This is a genomic window from Paracoccus sp. SM22M-07, assembly GCF_001887735.1.
GTDB lineage: Bacteria > Pseudomonadota > Alphaproteobacteria > Rhodobacterales > Rhodobacteraceae > Paracoccus.
Window position 1 is genome coordinate 29,584 of record NZ_JPKW01000006.1, and the last position, 18,398, is coordinate 47,981.

Consider the following 18,398-nt stretch of genomic DNA (forward strand, 5'->3'; position numbering starts at 1 on the left):
CTTAAACTGACGACAAATACCCGCGCCGGCCCAGCCCGGCGCGGGCAATCCGAAGACGCGGCGTGCGGGAACCCCCGGCGTCGCCCGCCTGCCAAAGCGCATCGGCGGCAATGAAGGAAGTGGACGATGGCCAACCAGTCCGGCAACGACAGCAAGAACACGCTCTATTGCAGCTTTTGCGGCAAGAGCCAGCACGAGGTCCGCAAGCTGATTGCCGGGCCGACCGTGTTCATCTGCGACGAATGCGTCGAGCTTTGCATGGACATCATCCGCGAAGAGACAAAGACGAACGGTCTGAAGACCGGCGAAGGTGTTCCCACCCCGCGCGAAATCTGCGGTGTTTTGGATGATTACGTGATCGGCCAGGAACATGCCAAGCGCGTCCTGTCGGTCGCCGTGCACAACCACTACAAGCGCCTGAACCACGGCTCCAAGACCGATATCGAGCTGGCCAAGTCGAACATCCTGCTGATCGGCCCGACGGGCTGCGGCAAGACGCTGCTGGCACAGACCTTGGCGCGCATCCTGGACGTGCCCTTCACGATGGCCGACGCCACGACCCTGACCGAAGCCGGTTACGTGGGCGAGGATGTCGAGAACATCATCCTGAAGCTGCTGCAGTCCAGCGAATACAATGTCGAACGTGCGCAGCGCGGCATCGTCTATATCGACGAGGTCGACAAGATCACCCGCAAGTCCGACAACCCCTCGATCACGCGCGACGTGTCGGGCGAGGGCGTGCAGCAGGCGCTGCTGAAGATCATGGAAGGCACCGTGGCCAGCGTTCCGCCCCAGGGTGGTCGCAAGCATCCCCAGCAGGAGTTCCTGCAGGTGGACACGACGAACATCCTGTTCATCTGCGGCGGCGCCTTTGCGGGGCTGGACCGGATCATCCAGCAGCGCAACAAGGGCACGGCCATGGGCTTTGGCGCCGCGGTCAAGGAAAACACCGACAAGGGCGTCGGCGAGACCTTCAAGGAACTGGAGCCCGAGGATCTGCTGAAATTCGGCCTGATCCCGGAATTCGTCGGCCGTCTGCCTGTCATCGCCACGCTGACCGATCTGGATGAAGAAGCGCTGATCATCATCCTGACCAAACCCAAGAACGCTCTGATCAAGCAGTATCAGCGCCTGTTCGATCTGGAAGGCGTCAAGCTGACCTTCACCGAGGATGCCCTGACGGCCATCGCCGCCCGCGCCATCAAGCGCAAGACCGGTGCGCGCGGCCTGCGTTCGATCCTCGAGGAGATCCTGCTCGAGACGATGTTCGAACTGCCGGGCATGGACAGCGTCGAAGAGGTCGTCGTCAATGACGAAGCGGTCGAGATGGCATCGGCCAAGCCCTTGCTGATCCACGCCGATCCCAAGAAGGAAAGCGCCTCGGCCGGGTGATCCGGGTCGGGCGTCCCGAAAGCGCGCCGAGGCTGGACCTCGGGCGCTTTTCGGGGCATATCGTCACGAAATTCCGATCGATGAGGTCCTGTCGATGTCCTATCCCCTGCGCTTTCTGACCTGGTGGAACAGCCAGACGCTCAACACCCAGTTGTGGACCTGGCGGAACGGCGTCAAGGTCGGTGAGGATGGCAACGGAAACATCTTCTACAAAAGCAAGGACGGCAAGCGCCGTTGGGTCATCTATGACGGCGAGGCCGAGGCGAGCCGGGTCAGCCCGGAATGGCACGGCTGGCTGCATCACACCTGGAACGAGCCCCCGACCGAGGTCCCGGTCCCGCGCAAGGCGTGGGAACAGCCCCACAAGGCGAACCAGACCGGCACTCTGGACGCTTATGTGCCGGCCGGTTCGCTGGCCCGCGTTCAGCCGGTCACGCGCAGCGACTATGATGCTTGGCAGCCTGAATAAATGACCTCTGCGACGACCGAAGCGCGGGCGGAACTGATCGCGGGCGCTTTGGTGCTGGCCGTGGCTGCAGGATTTTTGGCCTGGGCGGCACAGGGCAAATGGGATGGCGGTGGCGGTTATCAGGTCACCGCGTCGTTTCCCGATGTGGATGGTGTCAGTGTCGGGACCGAAATCCGTTTGGCCGGCGTCAAGATCGGCCGCGTCAGCGATATTCGCTTGAACCCGCAGACCTATCTGGCCGATGCGGTGTTCCAGATCCCCGATGATGTCGTGCTTCCCGCCGACAGCGCGGCATTGATCCAATCGGACGGTCTGCTGGGCGGGGCCTATATCCAACTGCAGCCAGGCGGCAGCATGGACAATCTGGCGCCGGGCGATGAGATCGAGGATGTGCAAGGGGCCGTCAGCCTGCTGCAACTGATGATGAAATTCGTGGACAGCCAAGCCGCCGACGAACCCGAGGTCACGCCATGATGAAAGCGCTTTTTTGCCTGGCATATCTTGCAGCCCCTGCCATGGCGCAGGACACCCAGCAGGGCAAGGCAGCCATGTTGCGGGGCTTGGACAAGGTTTCGGGACGGACGACCGATCTGCTGGTCCCGGTGGGTGATGCAGTCCGCTATGGCCGCCTAGAGGTTCGGGTGGGAGAGTGCCGCTATCCCTCCAGCGATCCCAGCTCGGACGCCTTTGCCCAGATGACGATTACCGATCTGCGCCAGAACACAACTGTCTTTGCAGGGTGGATGATCGCCAGTTCGCCCGCGCTGTCGGCGCTGGACGACGCGCGCTATGACGTCTGGGTCATGTCCTGCCAGAGCTGATGCTCCGTGATCGGATCAAAGGCCCGGAAATCAGCCTTGCGCTTCAAGGCCTGCGATAGCTGCTGCTGATAGATGCAACGCTGAATTTCCACACCACCCATCCGGGCCAGATGCGGCGTCAGGAATTGCGTGTCGAACAGACTGAAACCGCAGCGTGCCAGATGATCGGATGACCAGAGCAGCGCCATCTTGGACCCGTTCGTCTGCGTGGACACCATGGATTCACCAAAGAACGCCGCACCCAAAGTCACTCCGAACATCCCGCCTGCGAATTCGCCGTGACGGCGGATTTCGATCGCGTGGGCGTGCCCGGCCCTGTGAAGCTGCCCGTATAGTTTCGCCAAAGGCGCGTTGATCCAGGTCGTGTCCCGATCACCGCAGATGGTGACGATGCGGTTGAAGTCACTATCCAGATGCGCCGACCATCCGCCGCGGCGAAGATCGCGCAGCAGCGATCGCGACGCATGGACAGCACCGATGGGAAGGACCCCCCGCATGGGGGGATCGAACCAGTAAAGCCGATCATCATCGGCGCTTTCCGCCATGGGAAAGACGCCGCGTGCATAGCCGGTCAGCAGTTGCGACGGCGTCAGCACTGCTGTCTCAGCCGAAATGCTGGGCCAGCCACCGTTCCAGCCAGTGGATCGAATAGTTGCCGGACAGGATGTCAGGTTCCTGCAGCAGCGCATCGAACAGCGGCACGGTGGTATCGACACCGTCGACGATCAGCTCGCCCAAGGCGCGCGACAGGCGGGCCAGGGCTTCGTTGCGATCGCGACCATGCACGATCAGCTTGCCGATCAGGCTGTCGTAATAAGGCGGGATCGAATAGCCCTGATAAAGTGCCGAATCCATTCGCACGCCCAGACCACCGGGGGCGTGATACTGGGTGATCTTGCCAGGGCAGGGCGAAAAGCCGGGCACCTTTTCGGCGTTGATCCGCACTTCGATCGAATGGCCGTTGATGACCAGGTCTTCCTGGTGGAACTCCATCGGCAGACCGGCGGCGACGCGGATCTGCTGGCGGACCAGGTCGACGCCGAAGATGGCCTCGGTCACCGGGTGTTCGACCTGAAGGCGGGTGTTCATCTCGATGAAATAGAACTCGCCATCCTCGAACAGGAATTCGATCGTGCCCGCACCGGCATAGCCGATCTTGGCGACGGCATTGGCGCAGATGGCCCCGATCCGGTCGCGCTGTTCCTGCGTGATCGAGGGACCGGGCGCCTCCTCCAGCACCTTCTGGTGACGACGCTGCAACGAACAGTCGCGTTCGCCCAAATGCACGGCGCGACCCTTGCCGTCACCAAAGACCTGGATCTCGATGTGGCGCGGGCGCTGGAGGTATTTCTCGATATAGACGTCCGGGTTGCCGAAGGCCGCCTTGGCTTCGGAACGGGCGGTGCGGAAGGCGACTTCCAGACCCGCTTCGTTCTCGGCGACCTTCATGCCGCGACCGCCGCCACCGGCCGTCGCCTTGATGATGACCGGATAGCCTATTTCGGCTGCGACGCGCTTGGCGTCCTCCACGTCGTTGACGCCACCCTCACTGCCCGGAACGCATGGGACGCCAAGCGCCTTCATCGTGTCCTTGGCGGTGATCTTGTCGCCCATGATGCGGATATGTTCCGCGCGGGGACCGATGAAGGTGATGTCGTGATCTTCCAGCATCTGCACGAAACCGGCGTTTTCCGACAGGAAACCGTAACCGGGATGGATCGCCTGCGCGCCGGTGATCTCGCAGGCCGAGATCAGCGCAGGCATCGACAGATAGCTGTTGGTCGAGGAGGGCGGGCCGATGCAGACTGACTCGTCGGCCATGCGGACATGCATTGCGTCCGTATCGGCGGTCGAGTGGACCGCAACGGATGCGATGCCCATCTCTCGGCAGGCGCGGATCACGCGCAGCGCGATCTCGCCGCGGTTGGCGATGAGGATCTTGTCGAACATGGGGATATGCCTCACTCGACGATCATCAGGGGGGCGCCGAACTCGACCGGGCTGCCGTCGTCGATCAGGATGCGCTTGACGGTGCCGGCGCGGGGCGAGGGGATGTGGTTCATGGTCTTCATGGCTTCCACGATCATCAGCGTCTCGCCCTCGGCCACGGACTGGCCGACCTGCACGAAGGCGGCGGCGCCGGGTTCGGCGGCCAGATAGGCGGTGCCGACCATGGGCGATGTCACGACGCCCGGCAGGGTCGCGGGATCTTCGTTGGCGGCGGGGGCGGCGGCAGGGGCCGATGCCGCGGGGGCTGCGGCCTGCGGGGCGGCGGCGGGGGCTGCCTGCTGCTGGGCAGCGGCATAGACCACCTGCTTGCCCTGCTTGGTCAGGCTGACCGTCAGGCGGTCATGTTCGCCATATTCGCGCTTGACCGAGATCTCGTTCAGCTCGCTTGCGTTCAGCAGTTGGGCCAGCGACTGGATGAAAGCCACGTCGCCTTCGTGATGCTTGCCGTTGTTGGAATCGTTGGTCATGCCGTCCTCTGCCATGTGTTGGTCAGGCCGCGTCACGCGCGGCGATTGCGGGGCTTATAGCCCTTGTGGTTGGTCAAGGGGAAGGGTTTCAACCCCTTGGGGCGCAATTGCGCGACCTTTGACCGCTTAACCGGGGGTCGCAGGCCCGCGCGCCGCCTTTTCGCTCAATCCCGAGGTTCCCTCGCGCCGTTCCAGTTCAGCCTGGACGTCGGCCAGCGTCACGTCGCGCGATGCCAGCATCACAAGCAGGTGAAAGACCACGTCGGCGGCCTCCGAGGTCAGGCGCGCGCGGTCGCCCTTGACCGCCTCGATGATGGCCTCGATCGATTCCTCGCCGAATTTCTCGGCGCATTTCTCGGGGCCCTTCGCCAGCAGCTTGGCGGTCCAGCTGCTGTCGGGGTCCGCGGAGCGTCGCGATTCGATGGTCGCGGCAAGGCGTTCGATGGCGGTCATGTCAGCCTCATGGGAATGCCGGCCGCGGCCATGTGGGCCTTGGCCTCGGCGATGGTGTGGGTGCCGAAATGAAAGATGCTGGCGGCCAGGACGGCGCTGGCATGGCCTTCGGTCACGCCTTCGATCAGGTGATCCAGCGTCCCGACACCGCCCGAGGCGATGACCGGCACGTTCACCGCATCCGCGATGGCGCGCGTCAGCGGCAGGTTGAAGCCCGACCGCGTGCCGTCGCGATCCATGCTGGTCAACAGGATTTCGCCCGCGCCCTTGGCCTCGACCAGCTGTGCGAATTCCACGGCGTCGATGCCGGTGGGCTTGCGCCCGCCATGGGTGAAGATCTCCCACCGGCCACCCTCGACGGTCTTGGCGTCGATGGCCACCACGATGCATTGGCTGCCGAACCGGTCGGCAGCGGCGGCCACCACGTCGGGGTCGGCCACGGCGGCGGAATTGAAGCTGACCTTGTCGGCCCCCGCCAGCAGCAGGGCACGGACGTCATCATGGGTGCGCACGCCCCCGCCGACGGTCAGCGGCACAAAGCATTGTTCGGCGGTACGCGTCACCAGATCGAACATGGTGCCGCGGTTTTCATGGGTGGCGTGGATGTCCAGAAAGCAGATCTCGTCGGCACCGGCGGCGTCATAGGCGCGGGCGGCCTCGACCGGGTCGCCGGCATCGCGCAGGTCGACGAAATTGACACCCTTGACGACGCGGCCATCGGCCACATCAAGGCAGGGAATGATGCGCGTCTTCAGCATCGCTTGACCTTTTCCTTGGGGCCGCACGGCATCGGCGGCATCTTGTGCATCTTCTAATGCGAAATCGCCGCCGCAGCCAGAGCGGCTTACTTCAGCGCCGCCAGCGCCTGCGTCAGGTCCAGCGCGCCGTCATAGAGCGCCCGCCCCGAAATCGCACCCGCGATGACCCGCGTCGCCGCCAAAGCTTTCAGATCGGCCATGGATGACACGCCGCCCGATGCGATGACCGGGATGTTGACGGCGCGGGCCAGCGCCTCGGTCGCGGGAATGTTCGGGCCGCCCATGGCGCCGTCGCGGTCGATATCGGTATAGATGATGGCCGCGACGCCCGCGTCCTGGAAGCGCTGCGCAAGATCGGTCGCCATGACGTTGGTTTCGGTGGCCCAGCCACGGGTGGCCACGCGGCCCGCGCGCGCATCGATGCCGACCGCGATGCGACCGGGGAAGGCCTGCGCGGCCTCATGCACCAGATCGGGGTTTTCGACGGCGACGGTGCCCAGGATCACGCGCGTCAGCCCGCGATCCAGCCAGCTTTCGATGGTCGCCATGTCACGGATGCCGCCGCCCAGCTGGGTCGGGATGTCGGTGGCGGCCAGGATCGCCTCGACGGCGGCGGCGTTCACGGGCTTGCCCTCGAAGGCGCCGTTCAGATCGACCAGATGCAGCCATTCGGCGCCGGCATCCTGAAAGGCGCGGGCCTGGGCTGCGGGATCGCTGCCGAAGACGGTCGCGGCCTCCATGTCGCCGCGCAACAGGCGCACGCAATTGCCGTCTTTCAGGTCGATGGCGGGGTAAAGGATCATGTCGCTGGCCTTCCGCGGAATGGGTTGCGCGTTCTTTGCCACGGGGCGGGGCGTGACGTAAAGACCCGGACCTGACGTCATGCTTGCCAGAGGCGCCAAGGCCCGCACAACATCGGTCATCCTAAGGAGGAGAGATCATGCGTCACATCATTCTTGCAGCCGCGCTGGCCCTTGGCGCCACGGCCGCCGCCGCCGACCCCATCGAGGGGGTCTGGCAGACCCAGCCCGACGAGGGCGCCTTTGCCCATGTCACCATCGCCCCCTGCGGCGGCGCCTTCTGCGGCACCATCACCCGCACCTTCAAGGACACGCAGGAATACCAATCCCCGAATCTTGGCCGCCAGATCGTCATCGACATGGCCCCCCAGGGCGGTGGCAAATACCAGGGCCAGGTCTGGCGCCCGTCGAACGACAAGATCTATGCCGGCAAGGCCAGCGTCTCGGGCCAGCAGCTCAGCCTGTCGGGCTGCGTCGCGGGCGGGTTGCTGTGCAAAAGCCAGAACTGGGTCAAGGTCCAGTAAGGCCGCGGCATCATGACGGACGGCGGGTGAACCTGTCCCGCCGTCGCGCGTTCGTCCCCCAGGATCAACCGATGAAAGGGATGAACCCATGCCCATGATCACTGCCGATGACGGCACCGAACTTTATGTCAAGGATTGGGGGCAGGGTGCGCCCGTCGTCCTGATCCACGGTTGGCCCCTGAATGCCGACAGCTGGGAAACGCAGGCCCTTGGCCTGGCCGAGGCCGGTTACCGGGTCATCAGTTACGACCGCCGCGGTTTCGGCCGGTCGGGCCAGCCATTCGCGGGCTACGACTATGACACCCTGTCCGACGATCTGGCCACCGTCATCAAGGCGCTGGACCTGAAGGACGCGGCCATTGCCGGCTTTTCGATGGGCGGAGGAGAGGTCGCGCGCTACATGTCGCGGCATCAGGGTGCCAATGTGTCAAAGGCGGTCTTCGTGTCTTCGGTCGCTCCGGGGATGCTGAAATCGGACGACAATCCGAATGGCGCACCCGCCGATCTGTTCGAACAGATGCGCCAGGGCCTGCGCGATGATCGCCCCGGTTTCCTGGCCGATTTCTTCAAGGACTTCTTTGGCCAAGGTACGCCCGAAGGCGGCGTCAGCGACGCGCAGCTGAACTGGGCACAGGGAATGGCGATGATGGCCAGCCCCAAGGCGACGCTGGATTGCGTGACGGCCTTCGGGACGACCGATTTTACCGGGGACATGGACAGCATCAAGGTGCCGACGCTGGTGATCCACGGAACGGGCGACAAGACCGTCCCGATCGAGGCGACGGCCCATCGTCTGGTCAAGATGGTGCCCACCGCCAGGCTGATCGAATACGACGGTGCGCCGCACGGCCTGACAGCCACCCATGCCACCCGTCTGCTGGACGATCTGAAGGCGTTCCTGGCCTAACCCTGTTGAGGCTGACCGCGCTTCATATTCTCCATATGCAGCGCGATCGCCTCTTCCAGATCGGGCATGAAGGTCAGCTTGCCATCCTCCAGCACCGCGCCAGCGTGACAGGTGGCGCGCAGCATTCCCATCGAATGCGATACGACCACCGCCCCCGATCGCGACATGCGTTCGTTGAAGACGCGGTTCGACTTGGCCTTGAAGGCGGCGTCGCCCACGGCTGAAACCTCGTCCACAAGATAGGTGTCGAAAGGCACCGCCATCGACAGGCCGAAGGCCAGGCGTGATTTCATTCCCGAGGAATAGGACCGGAAGGGCAGATAGAAGTGATCGCCCAGCTCTGCAAAATCTTCGACGAAGGCCAGAAGCTGTCGCGTGTTCACCCCATAGACGCGGGCCACGAATCGGCAATTCTGTTCGCCGGTCAATTCGCCGTTGAAGGAACCCGCGAAACCGACCGGCCAGCTGATCGTGCCCGTGGACAGAATCTTGCCACTGGACGGCAGCATCGCCCCCGAGATCATCCGCAGCAGAGACGATTTGCCCGCACCGTTCCGACCCAGCAGCGCCACCGAAATGCCCGACGGAAAGGTCGCCGTGATGTTGTCGGCGACCAGTTTTCGGTTCCCGTTCAGCGTATAGCTTTTGCTAACGTTCTGCAGGTGGATCATCGACGGTCGCGCAGGCTGTAGAAGACAAGCGAGCCGATCACCCATGCGACGGCCAGGAACCCGGCGATGATCAGCAGAAGCTGACCCCGCTGAGGGAATTCAGCCTCTTGTGCCAGGGTCGGGCGGATGTAGGACGCGATATAGCGCGACTGACGGACAGCCTCGGCGCGCGCGGATTCAAAGGCGGCCAGCGCGGCGGTATAGGTCGTCTCGGCGAATTGCCGATCGACGGCCAGCGTCTCGTACTGGCCCACGACATCCGACAGCGCCACGTCATCGCTGTCCGAGCTGAACTTCTGCCGTTCGGCCTCGATCTGCTCGCGGATGATCTTGATGCGCAGATCCGTCTGGCTGATGCGCGGATCGTTGGCTTGCGCGTTCGATTGCAGCATGCCCAGTGACACCAGCTGTTCGGCCAGCTGCTGCTGCAGCGACGTGACCACTCCGATCTGGCTTTGGACATCGGCGGTCGGGTCGACCAGCTGATATCGGTTGCGGAACTCAGTGATGTTCTGGCGCGCCGTCTTCAGCAGGTCCTGCGCACGATCCAGTTCGCTGCGGGCATAGCGCAACGCGTCTTCGCGGGCGATGTCGTTCAGTTGGTTGATGAGGGTGCTGCCCTCATCCAGGATGGCGGTGGCGATATCCTGCGCGTCCTGCGCGTCGAAGGCCAGGATGCGCAGGTCGATCATGCCGTTGTCGTAATAGATGCGGACCTTGCGTTCCCACTCCTCGGCCAGATCCTCAAGGGCGGTGCCGCCGCGATAGCTGAAGATCGGATCGCCGGGCGCCTTGGACCAGATCGCCTGCAGGTCCAGCTTGGCATTGACCCGTTCGACCAGATCCCGGCTCTGGATGAATTTATAGAGGATATCGGTATCTGTGGTGGAGCTGGTTCCCACCAGCGATCCAAGCCCGCCCAGCACATCCGTCGGCGTCGCCGAGGTTTCGCTGCGCACCGAGAAACCGACATAGGACGCGTATTGGTCGGCCGCACGGGTATAGAGATAGAACCCCGCCAGGAAGGTCGGCAGGATGACCAGCAGCACGAAACTGATGGCCAGCCCGAAATGGCGCTTCTCAAATGCGGCAGGGCTGGCAGGTGGAAGAACCGGCTGTTCCAGCGTGGCTTGGGGGCGTTGCTGCGCGGGGGTCGCGGTGCCATTGCCCGGACGGCGCGGCGCGCCGGCTTTGGCCTGGCCGGCAGGACCGCCGACGTTCGCGCGGGGGCCGCGGCCTGCGCCGATGCCGCCCTTGTTCGGACCCATGCGACCGCCCGCCATCTTGCCAGGCCCCATTTTCCCCGGTCCCGCTTTTCCAGGACCCATCTTGCCAGGACCCATCTTTCCGGAACCCATCGTGCCACGGTTCGGACCGGCACCGGCCCCGGCTGCAGCATCCGCCTTGGCAGGCGCACTTGCCTGCACGGGGGTGGCATCGCTGTCGGGTGATTGGTCCGGGTTCTGGTTTTCGGTCCGGTTGTCTTGGGCGGACATGCGCTTACCCCGCCTGTCATGTTGAACTCTTCCCGGCTCTCATACATAAGCCGAAGGAACAGTTCCAGCACTGATCCCGGCACGGGACGGTGACCAGAGAAAGGCGCCCCCGGCGCGAAGTCATGCAAGACACGTCCCAAGATATACCTTCTGATCGCGGTCATGCACCCTTGCCGCAATTCGCAACAAAGGCCGGCCATCGTGCGCTGCGCGAGGTCCGCAGGCATCGCAGCTTTGCCAGCCTGCGCGCCATCGGAGCCCTGATCCTGCGCGAGATGCAGACCAGCAACGGGCGCGCGTCGGGGGGGTATCTTTGGACCATCGCCGAACCTGTCGGCGGGATCGTGCTTTTGACGCTGATCTTCTCGGTCGGGTTCCGCTCTCCTCCGATCGGGACGAATTTCGCGATCTTCTATGCCACCGGCGTCGTGCCCTTCATGTGCTATCTTGACGTGTCGGGGAAGGTTGCGAATTCCGTTCGCTATTCCAAGGCCTTGCTGGCTTATCCTGCCGTGACCTTCATGGATGCGCTGCTGGCGCGGATCGCCTTCAACACCATCACGCATATCATGGTCTCGACCATCGTCTTCACTGGGATCTATACATTTCTGGACACGCGGACGGATCCGCAGGTTCTGGGCATTGCGCTTGGGATGGTCATGGCGATCACCTTTGCCTCGGCGATCGGGGTCATGAACTGCTTCATGTTCGAGGCGTTCACCTGGTGGCAGCCGTTATGGGGCATCCTGATGCGGCCGCTGTTCCTGCTGTCCTGCATTTTCTTCATGTTCGACGACATTCCGCAGCCCTATCAGGACTGGCTGTGGTTCAACCCGTTGGTGCATATCGTCGGCCAGATGCGTCGTTCCTTCTATCCCAGTTATGTCGGCGAATATGTCAGCCATCTTTATGTCTTCGGCCTGAGCCTGGGTCTGTTGGCCTTCGGGCTGATGTTGCTGATCCGCTATCACCGGGATCTTCAGAACAGCTGAGGGCCAAGGGACCCGCGCTATCCGCGCGGGTCGATCAGGCGGGCCAGGACGGCCTTGCGGGTGATGCGCCCGCCGCCCATGACCGGGACGGCCGAATCCTCGGACAGCCGGTTCATGACCATCTTGACGGGCATGTCGCGGGGGACGGGTTCGCCTTCGGCATCGCCGTCTTCGGCCACGTCTTCGGCCGTCAGGACGCCCAACGGGTTCATGTGGGCCACGAAATCGGCAACATAATCATTGACCGGATTGGCGATGATCTGGCGGGCGGTTCCGATCTGGACGATCCTGCCCCCTTCCATCAACGCGATGCGGTTGCCCAGCTTGAACGCCTCGTCCAGGTCGTGGCTGACGAAGATGATGGTCCGCTGCGTCTTGGCCTGCAATTCCAGCAATTCATCCTGAAGGCGGGCGCGGATCAGCGGGTCCAGCGCGCTGAAGGGTTCGTCCATCAGCAGGATCGGGGCTTCGGTCGCAAAGGCACGGGCAAGGCCCACGCGCTGCTGCATGCCGCCCGACAGGTCGCCGACCCGCCGCTCGGCCCATTCATCAAGCCCCACGGTCTTCAGCTGATCATCCACGCGCTTTCGCCGTTCGGTCGTGGACAGGCCCGCCAGTTCCAGCCCCAAGCCGACATTCTCGCGCACGCTGCGCCAGGGCAGCAGGCCGAACTGCTGAAAGACCATCGCCACATTGCGCAGGCGGATATCGCGCAGCGCCCGCTTGCCGGCGCCCGTGACGCTGACCATCCGGTCGCCCTGCCTGATGCGGACATCGCCGCGGCAGACATCGTTCAGGGCGTTGACCCCGCGCAGCAGGGTGGACTTGCCGGACCCCGAAAGACCCATCAGGACCAGGATCTCGCCCTCGGCCACGTCCAGCGTGCAATCGTGAACGCCCAGCACCTGACCCGTCTGCTCCTTGATCGGGCCGCGTTCCAACCCTTCGTCCATCAGGGGAAGGGCGGCTTCGGGCGCATCGCCGAAGACGATGCAAACCTTGTCGAATTCGACGGCGTTGCGGGTCATTTGCGGCCCTCCATGCGCAGGATGCGGTCCAGAAGGATGGCGACCACCACGATCACGAAACCCGATTCGAAGCCAAGCGCGGTGTTCACGCTGTTCAGCGCGCGCACGACCGGCACGCCCAGGCCCGATGCGCCGACCAGCGCCGCGATGACGACCATGGACAGGGACAGCATGATGGTCTGGTTCAAGCCCGCCATGATCTGGGGCAGGGCGCTTGGCAGTTCGACCTTCCACAGCAACTGGCGCGGGGTCGCGCCGAATGCGGTCGCGGCTTCGGTCAGGGCAGTGGGGGTCGAGGCGATGCCCAGCTGCGTCAGGCGGATCGGCGCGGGCAGCACAAAGATGACGGTGGCCAGCAGCCCCGGAACCATCCCAATGCCGAAAAAGACGATCGCCGGGATCAGATAGACGAAGGTCGGCAGGGTCTGCATCAGGTCCAGCACCGGTCGCATCCAGGCATAGAGACGCGGGCGATGGGCGGCCGCGATGCCGATGGGCACGCCGATCGCCATGCAGACGATGCAGGCCGACAGCACCAGCGTCAGCGATTGGAGCGTTTCCTCCCAATAGCCCTGATTCAGGACGAAAAGCAGCCCAAGCGCGACCAGCAGGCAGGTCGATGCACGGCGCTGCAGGCCCCAGGTCAGGGCCACCACGATGGCGATGAACAGGAAGGGGTGGGGGGCTTCAAGGGCGCCCAGAATGGCGTCGATCAGCCACTCCATCACGTCCGATATCGTGTTGAAGACCCCCGAGGCATTGGCATTGAGCCAGTCGAAAACCGTCTTCGCGGTCCTTCCCACCGGGATCTTGTTATCCGTGACCCAATCGGTCAGCTGTTCCATTCTGGTCCCCTTGGAGTTCGGTGGTTGCGGCGCGGAGCCCGTCCGGCTCCGCGCCCTGTCGTCAGCTTTCCAGCGCCTCGCTCAGCGCCGCCTGGGGATCGTTGCCGTCCGTCGTGGTGACATCGGTCAGCCACGGGGTGGCGGCGTCGGGATTGGCCTTCAGCCAGTCCTTCGCGGCCTCCATCGGGTCTTGGCCGTCATTCAGGATCTTGCCCATGACCTCGTTTTCCATGGCCAGGGTGAATTCCAGGTTCTGCAGGAACTTACCGACATTCGGGCATTCTTCGACATAGCCGGCGCGGGTGTTCGTGCGCACCTCGGCACCGCCAAGATCTGGACCGAAGATATCGTCGCCGCCGGTCAGATAGGTCATCTCGAACTGGGCATTCATCGGGTGGGGTTCCCAGCCCAGGAAGACCACCGGTTCGTCACTGTTGTTGGCCCGCTGGACCTGCGCCAGCATGCCCTGTTCGCTGGACTCGACCACTTCGAATGTGCCCATGCCGAACTGGTCGCCCGCCACCATTTCCAGCAGCAGCCGGTTGCCGTCATTGCCCGGTTCGATGCCATAGATCTTGCCTTCCAGCGCATCCTTGTTTTCGGCGATCTTGCTGAAATCGTCGATGCCCAGATCGGCACCGGCCTTGTTGGTGGCCAGGGTGTATTTGGCGCCGGTCAGGTTGGTGCGGACCGTGTCGACGGTGCCTTCGTCGCGATAGGGCGCGATGTCGGCCTCCATCGTGGGCATCCAGTTGCCAAGAAAGACGTCGACATCGTCGGTGGCCATCGCGGTATAGGTGACCGGGACCGAGAGGATGCGGGTTTCGGTCTCATATCCAAGCGCCTGCAGCACAGTGCTGGCCAGCGCCGTCGTCGCCGTGATGTCCGACCAGCCGACATCGGAAAACACGATCTGGCTGCAGGATTCGGGTTCGGCCGCGGCGGCCGTTCCGGCGACCGAAGCCCCGATCGCAACTGTCGCGATGATACGGGTGAGGATCATTTTAGGCTCCCTGTTCTTGATTGGTTAGTCAATTAACGTTACATAGGACCTGCAAAGCAACATATTTCTATCGAACGCAGGTGCAGTCATGCCAAAACTTGGTGCCGAGCCTATCCGAAAAGCAGCGTTGATCAACGCCGCCATTTTCGAGGTGGGCATGGCCGGATCGCTGGACGTGACCGTAGCCCAGATTGCCCGACGCGCGGGCATGTCGCCCGCCTTGGCGCATCACTATTTCGGTTCCAAGGAAAAGATCTTTCTGGCTGCAATGCGTTACATCCTAAGGACTTACGGTCAATCTGTCCGTGACGTCCTGCCGGGACGCGGGGCGCGCGGGCGGCTTGACGGCATCGTCAGGGCCAGCTTCGCCCCCCAGAACTTTCAGCGCGAAACCGTCAGTGCGTGGCTTAACTTTTACGCACTTTCCTTCGTGAACAAGGACGCGGGTCGCTTGTTGCGCGTCTATCACCGGCGGCTGCGGTCCAATCTGATCGTGGCGCTGCGTGGACTGACCGACCACCCCGAACGCACCGCCGACACCTTGGGTGCATTGATCGACGGCGTCTATCTGCGGGCGGTCCTGACGCCGGGACCGACCGATGCGACCGATGCCGAAAACACCATCATGTCTTATCTTGAGGAGGCGCTAGCATGAGCCTGAACGCCCAACCGACCGCCAGCCTGTTCATCAACGGCAAACATGTCGAAGGACAGGGCAAGGAACTGCCCGTCCGCTATGCCTATACCGGCGAGACCATCGCGACGCTGCACGAGGCATCGACCGATCAGGTGGCCGAGGCCTGCAAGGCCGCCAAGGAGGCGCAGCCCGCATGGGCCGCCATGGCCCCCGCCGATCGCGGCCGGATCCTGGGCCGCGCAGCCGCCATCATCATGGAACGCAACGACGAACTGGCGCGCCTTGAAACGCTGGACACCGGCAAGCCCATCCAGGAAACGTTGGTTGCGGATTGGCCGTCGGGGGCGGCGGCGCTGGAATATTTCGCGGGTCTGGCGGCGACGCTGACCGGCCAGTACATCCCGCTTGGTGCCGATTGGGCCTATACCCGTCGCGAGGCGCTTGGCGTCTGCGCGGGCATCGGCGCGTGGAACTATCCCAGCCAGATCGCCTGTTGGAAGGCCGCGCCCGCGCTGATCATGGGCAACACCATGGTCTTCAAACCTTCCGAGGAAACGCCGCTAGGTGCCTTGAAACTGGCGGAAATCTTCATCGAAGCCGGAATGCCGCCGGGCGTCTTCAACGTCGTGCAGGGGCTCGGTGAGGTGGGTGGCGCGTTGGTCACCGACCCCAATGTCGCCAAGGTCTCGCTGACGGGTTCGGTGCCGACGGGCCGCAAGGTCTATGCCGCTGCTGCCGAAGGCATGCGCCATGTCACCATGGAACTGGGCGGCAAGTCGCCGCTGATCGTCTTTGACGACGCGAACCTGGAAGATGCGGTCAGCGCGGCGATCCTGGCCAATTTCTACAGCTCGGGTCAGATCTGTTCGAACGGCACGCGCGTCTTCCTGCAGGAAGGCATCAAGGGTCCGTTCCTTGAGCGGCTGGCCGAACGCGTCAAGGCGATCAGGATGGGCGATCCCTTGGACCCCGATACCAATCACGGCCCCATCATCAATCCGACCCAGGCCGCCAAGATCCGCGAGGCCATCGAGGCCGGTCAGGCCGCCGGTGCGCGCCTTGTCTGCGGCGGGCCGGGCGAGGGTGCCTTCATCCCGCCGACCGTCTTTGCCGACGCGACCGACGACATGACCATCGCCACCGACGAAATCTTCGGTCCGGTCATGACCACGCTGTCCTTCTTCGACGAGGCCGAAGCCCTGCGCCGCGCCAATGGCACAGGCTTTGGTCTGGCCGCGGGCGTCTTCACCCAGGATCTGACCCGTGCCCACCGTGTGGCGGCGGGCCTTGAGGCGGGCACCTGCTGGATCAACACCTACAACCTGACCCCGGTCGAGATGCCCTTCGGCGGCGTCAAGAATTCAGGGCTGGGCCGCGAGAATTCCGCCGCTGCGATCGAACATTATTCGCAGCTGAAATCCGTCTATGTCGGAATGGGAGGCGTCGATGCCCCGTACTGAGAACACGAACGCGGCAGCGCCCGCGGATTACGTCATCATCGGGGCCGGCAGCGCGGGTTGCGCGTTGGCCTATCGCCTGACCGAGGCCGGGCGCAGCGTCACCCTGATCGAGTTCGGCGGCAGCGATATCGGCCCCTTCATCCAGATGCCCGGCGCGCTCTCCTATCCGATGAACATGGCCCGCTATGACTGGGGCTTTTCGTCCGAGCCCGAAGAGCATCTGGGCGGACGCCGCCTGGCCACGCCGCGCGGCAAGGTGCTGGGCGGGTCATCCTCGATCAACGGGATGGTCTTCGTGCGGGGCAACCCGCTGGACTACCAGCATTGGGAAGACAGCGGCGCGACGGGCTGGAACTATGCCGACGTCCTGCCATATTTCAAGCGGATGGAAACCTGGCACGGCGACCCGTCGGGCGATCAGACATCGCCCTGGCGCGGCGACAGCGGCCCGATGCATGTGTCGCGCGGCAAGCGCAAGAACCCGCTGTTCAACACCTTCATCAAGGCCGGTGAACAGGCAGGGTGGCCGCGCACCGACGATTACAACGGCGAAAACCAGGAGGGTTTCGGCCCGATGGAGGCGACCATCTGGAAGGGTCGCCGCTGGTCGACCGCCAATGCCTATCTGCGCCCCGCGAAAAAGACCGGCCTGTTGACGGTCGTCCGGGGGCTGGCGCGCCGCGTCCTGTTTGAAGGAAAGCGGGCTTATGGCGTTGAATTGGAACAGAAGGGCCAGATCACCCAGGTCGAGGCCAAGCGTGAGGTCATCATCTCGGCCAGCTCGATCAACTCGCCGAAGCTGCTGATGGTGTCGGGCATCGGACCGGCCGATCACCTGCGCGAACACGGCATCACGCCGCTGGTCGACCGTCCGGGCGTGGGTGAAAATCTGCAGGACCATCTCGAGGTCTATATGCAGTACAAATCGCTGAAGCCGATCACGCTTTATACCTATTACAACCTGCTGGGCAAAGGTCGCGTGGGGGTCGAATGGCTGCTCCAGAAGACCGGACTGGGCGCATCGAACCAGTTCGAAAGCTGCGGCTTCATCCGGTCCGATGACAGCAAGGCCTATCCCGACATCCAATACCACTTCCTGCCCTTGGCCGTGCGCTATGACGGCAAGGCGGCGGCGTCGGGCCACGGGTTCCAGGCGCATGTCGGCCCGATGCGATCGGCGTCGCGCGGCACGATCCGGCTGGCCAGCGGCGATCCGACCGTGGCCCCCAAGATCCACTTCAACTACATGTCCCAAGACAGCGATTGGGAGGAGTTCCGCGCCTGCGTCCGCCACACGCGCAAGATCTTCGACCAGCCGGCCTTCGCGGAATTCCGGGGCGACGAGATCCAGCCGGGTGATGATGTCCAGACCGATCAGCAGATCGACGACTTCATCCGCGAACATGCGGAATCGGCCTATCACCCCTGCGGTTCGTGCCGGATGGGCGCGGCCGACGATGCCATGGCCGTTGTCGATCCCGAACTGCGCGTGATCGGGGTCGAAGGGCTTCGCGTCGTCGACAGCTCGATCTTCCCGCGGATCACCAATGGCAACCTGAACGGGCCGTCCATCATGACCGGTGAAAAGGCCGCCGATCACATCCTGGGGCGGACGATGCTGCGCGAAGACCCGGACCAGATCGCCCGGGCCTGAGGCCGAAACGA

At 63.8% G+C, this 18,398-nt stretch carries 21 protein-coding genes; 10 read left to right on the plus strand and 11 right to left on the minus strand.

The annotated features are described in order from the left end of the window. Positions 1-126 precede the first annotated feature (126 nt). The 4 genes from clpX to IE00_RS10720 all read left to right on the plus strand — a co-directional run bounded on the left by clpX (position 127) and on the right by IE00_RS10720 (position 2,682). On the plus strand, positions 127-1,392 hold the full coding sequence (gene clpX, locus IE00_RS10705; protein ID WP_072297115.1) for an ATP-dependent Clp protease ATP-binding subunit ClpX: 1,266 nt from the start codon (positions 127-129) through the stop codon (positions 1,390-1,392). A gap of 94 nt (positions 1,393-1,486) precedes the next feature. After that, positions 1,487-1,861 (plus strand): NADH:ubiquinone oxidoreductase subunit NDUFA12, encoded by a 375-nt coding sequence (locus tag IE00_RS10710; protein ID WP_072297116.1) that lies wholly within the window; start codon positions 1,487-1,489, stop codon positions 1,859-1,861. Further along, complete coding sequence (gene mlaD / locus IE00_RS10715; RefSeq protein WP_072297117.1) at positions 1,862-2,335, plus strand: outer membrane lipid asymmetry maintenance protein MlaD; 474 nt, start codon at positions 1,862-1,864, stop codon at positions 2,333-2,335. It abuts the gene before it with no gap. Between the two features lie 41 nt (positions 2,336-2,376). Further along, on the plus strand, positions 2,377-2,682 hold the full coding sequence (locus IE00_RS10720; protein WP_233490540.1) for a DUF2155 domain-containing protein: 306 nt from the start codon (positions 2,377-2,379) through the stop codon (positions 2,680-2,682). Here IE00_RS10720 and aat read toward each other — a convergent pair. The 6 genes from aat to hisA form a co-directional block, all read right to left on the minus strand. Continuing rightward, positions 2,649-3,278 carry a leucyl/phenylalanyl-tRNA--protein transferase gene (gene aat, locus IE00_RS10725; RefSeq protein WP_072297118.1) on the minus strand — a complete coding sequence of 210 codons (630 nt, stop codon included), beginning with the start codon at positions 3,276-3,278 and terminating at the stop codon, positions 2,649-2,651. The two genes, IE00_RS10720 and aat, sit on opposite strands and share 34 nt — an antisense overlap. Before the next feature lie 7 nt (positions 3,279-3,285). Continuing rightward, positions 3,286-4,632: an acetyl-CoA carboxylase biotin carboxylase subunit gene (gene accC / locus IE00_RS10730; RefSeq protein WP_072297119.1), complete on the minus strand. Its 1,347-nt coding sequence runs from the start codon at positions 4,630-4,632 to the stop codon at positions 3,286-3,288. 11 nt (positions 4,633-4,643) lie between these two features. Beyond that, positions 4,644-5,159 carry an acetyl-CoA carboxylase biotin carboxyl carrier protein gene (accB, locus tag IE00_RS10735; protein ID WP_072297120.1) on the minus strand — a complete coding sequence of 172 codons (516 nt, stop codon included), beginning with the start codon at positions 5,157-5,159 and terminating at the stop codon, positions 4,644-4,646. Between the two features lie 126 nt (positions 5,160-5,285). Beyond that, a complete protein-coding gene (locus IE00_RS10740) occupies positions 5,286-5,612 on the minus strand; it encodes a phosphoribosyl-ATP diphosphatase (RefSeq protein ID WP_072297121.1) in 327 nt (108 codons plus the stop codon). After that, a complete protein-coding gene (gene hisF, locus IE00_RS10745; RefSeq protein ID WP_072297122.1) occupies positions 5,609-6,370 on the minus strand; it encodes an imidazole glycerol phosphate synthase subunit HisF in 762 nt (253 codons plus the stop codon). Before hisF ends, IE00_RS10740 begins: the two co-directional genes overlap by 4 nt. A gap of 86 nt (positions 6,371-6,456) precedes the next feature. Beyond that, complete coding sequence (gene hisA, locus IE00_RS10750) at positions 6,457-7,173, minus strand: 1-(5-phosphoribosyl)-5-[(5-phosphoribosylamino)methylideneamino]imidazole-4-carboxamide isomerase (RefSeq protein WP_072297246.1); 717 nt, start codon at positions 7,171-7,173, stop codon at positions 6,457-6,459. Positions 7,174-7,310: 137 nt separating this feature from the next. On the opposite strand from hisA, the gene IE00_RS10755 reads away from it, so the two are divergent. Together IE00_RS10755 and IE00_RS10760 are read left to right on the plus strand one after the other, a co-directional pair. Next, positions 7,311-7,694 (plus strand): DUF2147 domain-containing protein, encoded by a 384-nt coding sequence (locus IE00_RS10755; protein WP_072297123.1) that lies wholly within the window; start codon positions 7,311-7,313, stop codon positions 7,692-7,694. A gap of 88 nt (positions 7,695-7,782) precedes the next feature. Continuing rightward, positions 7,783-8,601, plus strand: a complete 819-nt coding sequence (locus IE00_RS10760) for an alpha/beta fold hydrolase (protein WP_072297124.1) — start codon at positions 7,783-7,785, stop codon at positions 8,599-8,601. Here the strand turns inward: IE00_RS10760 and IE00_RS10765 are convergent. Then, positions 8,598-9,272, minus strand: coding sequence for an ABC transporter ATP-binding protein (locus tag IE00_RS10765; protein ID WP_072297125.1), 675 nt, complete (start codon positions 9,270-9,272; stop codon positions 8,598-8,600). The genes IE00_RS10760 and IE00_RS10765 overlap by 4 nt on opposite strands. Then, positions 9,269-10,768 (minus strand): hypothetical protein, encoded by a 1,500-nt coding sequence (locus tag IE00_RS10770; protein WP_240493855.1) that lies wholly within the window; start codon positions 10,766-10,768, stop codon positions 9,269-9,271. The genes IE00_RS10765 and IE00_RS10770 overlap by 4 nt, the downstream gene beginning before the upstream one ends. Positions 10,769-10,938: 170 nt before the next feature. Here IE00_RS10770 and IE00_RS10775 point away from each other — a divergent pair, with 170 nt between their 5' ends. Further along, positions 10,939-11,760 (plus strand): ABC transporter permease, encoded by an 822-nt coding sequence (locus IE00_RS10775; RefSeq protein WP_072297126.1) that lies wholly within the window; start codon positions 10,939-10,941, stop codon positions 11,758-11,760. Positions 11,761-11,777: 17 nt separating this feature from the next. Here the strand turns inward: IE00_RS10775 and choV are convergent, their stop codons facing one another. From choV to IE00_RS10790, 3 genes are all read right to left on the minus strand, one after another. Next, positions 11,778-12,788: a choline ABC transporter ATP-binding protein gene (gene choV, locus IE00_RS10780; protein ID WP_072297127.1), complete on the minus strand. Its 1,011-nt coding sequence runs from the start codon at positions 12,786-12,788 to the stop codon at positions 11,778-11,780. Beyond that, the gene (gene choW / locus IE00_RS10785) at positions 12,785-13,633 is read right to left on the minus strand and encodes a choline ABC transporter permease subunit (RefSeq protein ID WP_072297128.1); all 849 of its coding nucleotides are present in this window, start codon (positions 13,631-13,633) and stop codon (positions 12,785-12,787) included. The genes choV and choW overlap by 4 nt, the downstream gene beginning before the upstream one ends. Before the next feature lie 61 nt (positions 13,634-13,694). Next, entirely contained in the window at positions 13,695-14,636 is a 942-nt protein-coding gene (locus tag IE00_RS10790) for a choline ABC transporter substrate-binding protein (RefSeq protein ID WP_072297129.1), read from the minus strand. Between the two features lie 88 nt (positions 14,637-14,724). On the opposite strand from IE00_RS10790, the gene betI reads away from it, so the two are divergent. The 3 genes from betI to betA are packed head-to-tail and all read left to right on the plus strand — an operon-like array spanning position 14,725 to position 18,387. Beyond that, positions 14,725-15,291 (plus strand): transcriptional regulator BetI, encoded by a 567-nt coding sequence (betI, locus tag IE00_RS10795; protein ID WP_072297130.1) that lies wholly within the window; start codon positions 14,725-14,727, stop codon positions 15,289-15,291. A 2-nt stretch (positions 15,292-15,293) separates the two neighbouring features. After that, positions 15,294-16,733 (plus strand): betaine-aldehyde dehydrogenase, encoded by a 1,440-nt coding sequence (gene betB, locus IE00_RS10800; protein WP_170864137.1) that lies wholly within the window; start codon positions 15,294-15,296, stop codon positions 16,731-16,733. After that, on the plus strand, positions 16,720-18,387 hold the full coding sequence (betA, locus tag IE00_RS10805; protein WP_072297132.1) for a choline dehydrogenase: 1,668 nt from the start codon (positions 16,720-16,722) through the stop codon (positions 18,385-18,387). The genes betB and betA overlap by 14 nt, the downstream gene beginning before the upstream one ends. The last annotated feature ends 11 nt before the right edge of the window (positions 18,388-18,398 follow it).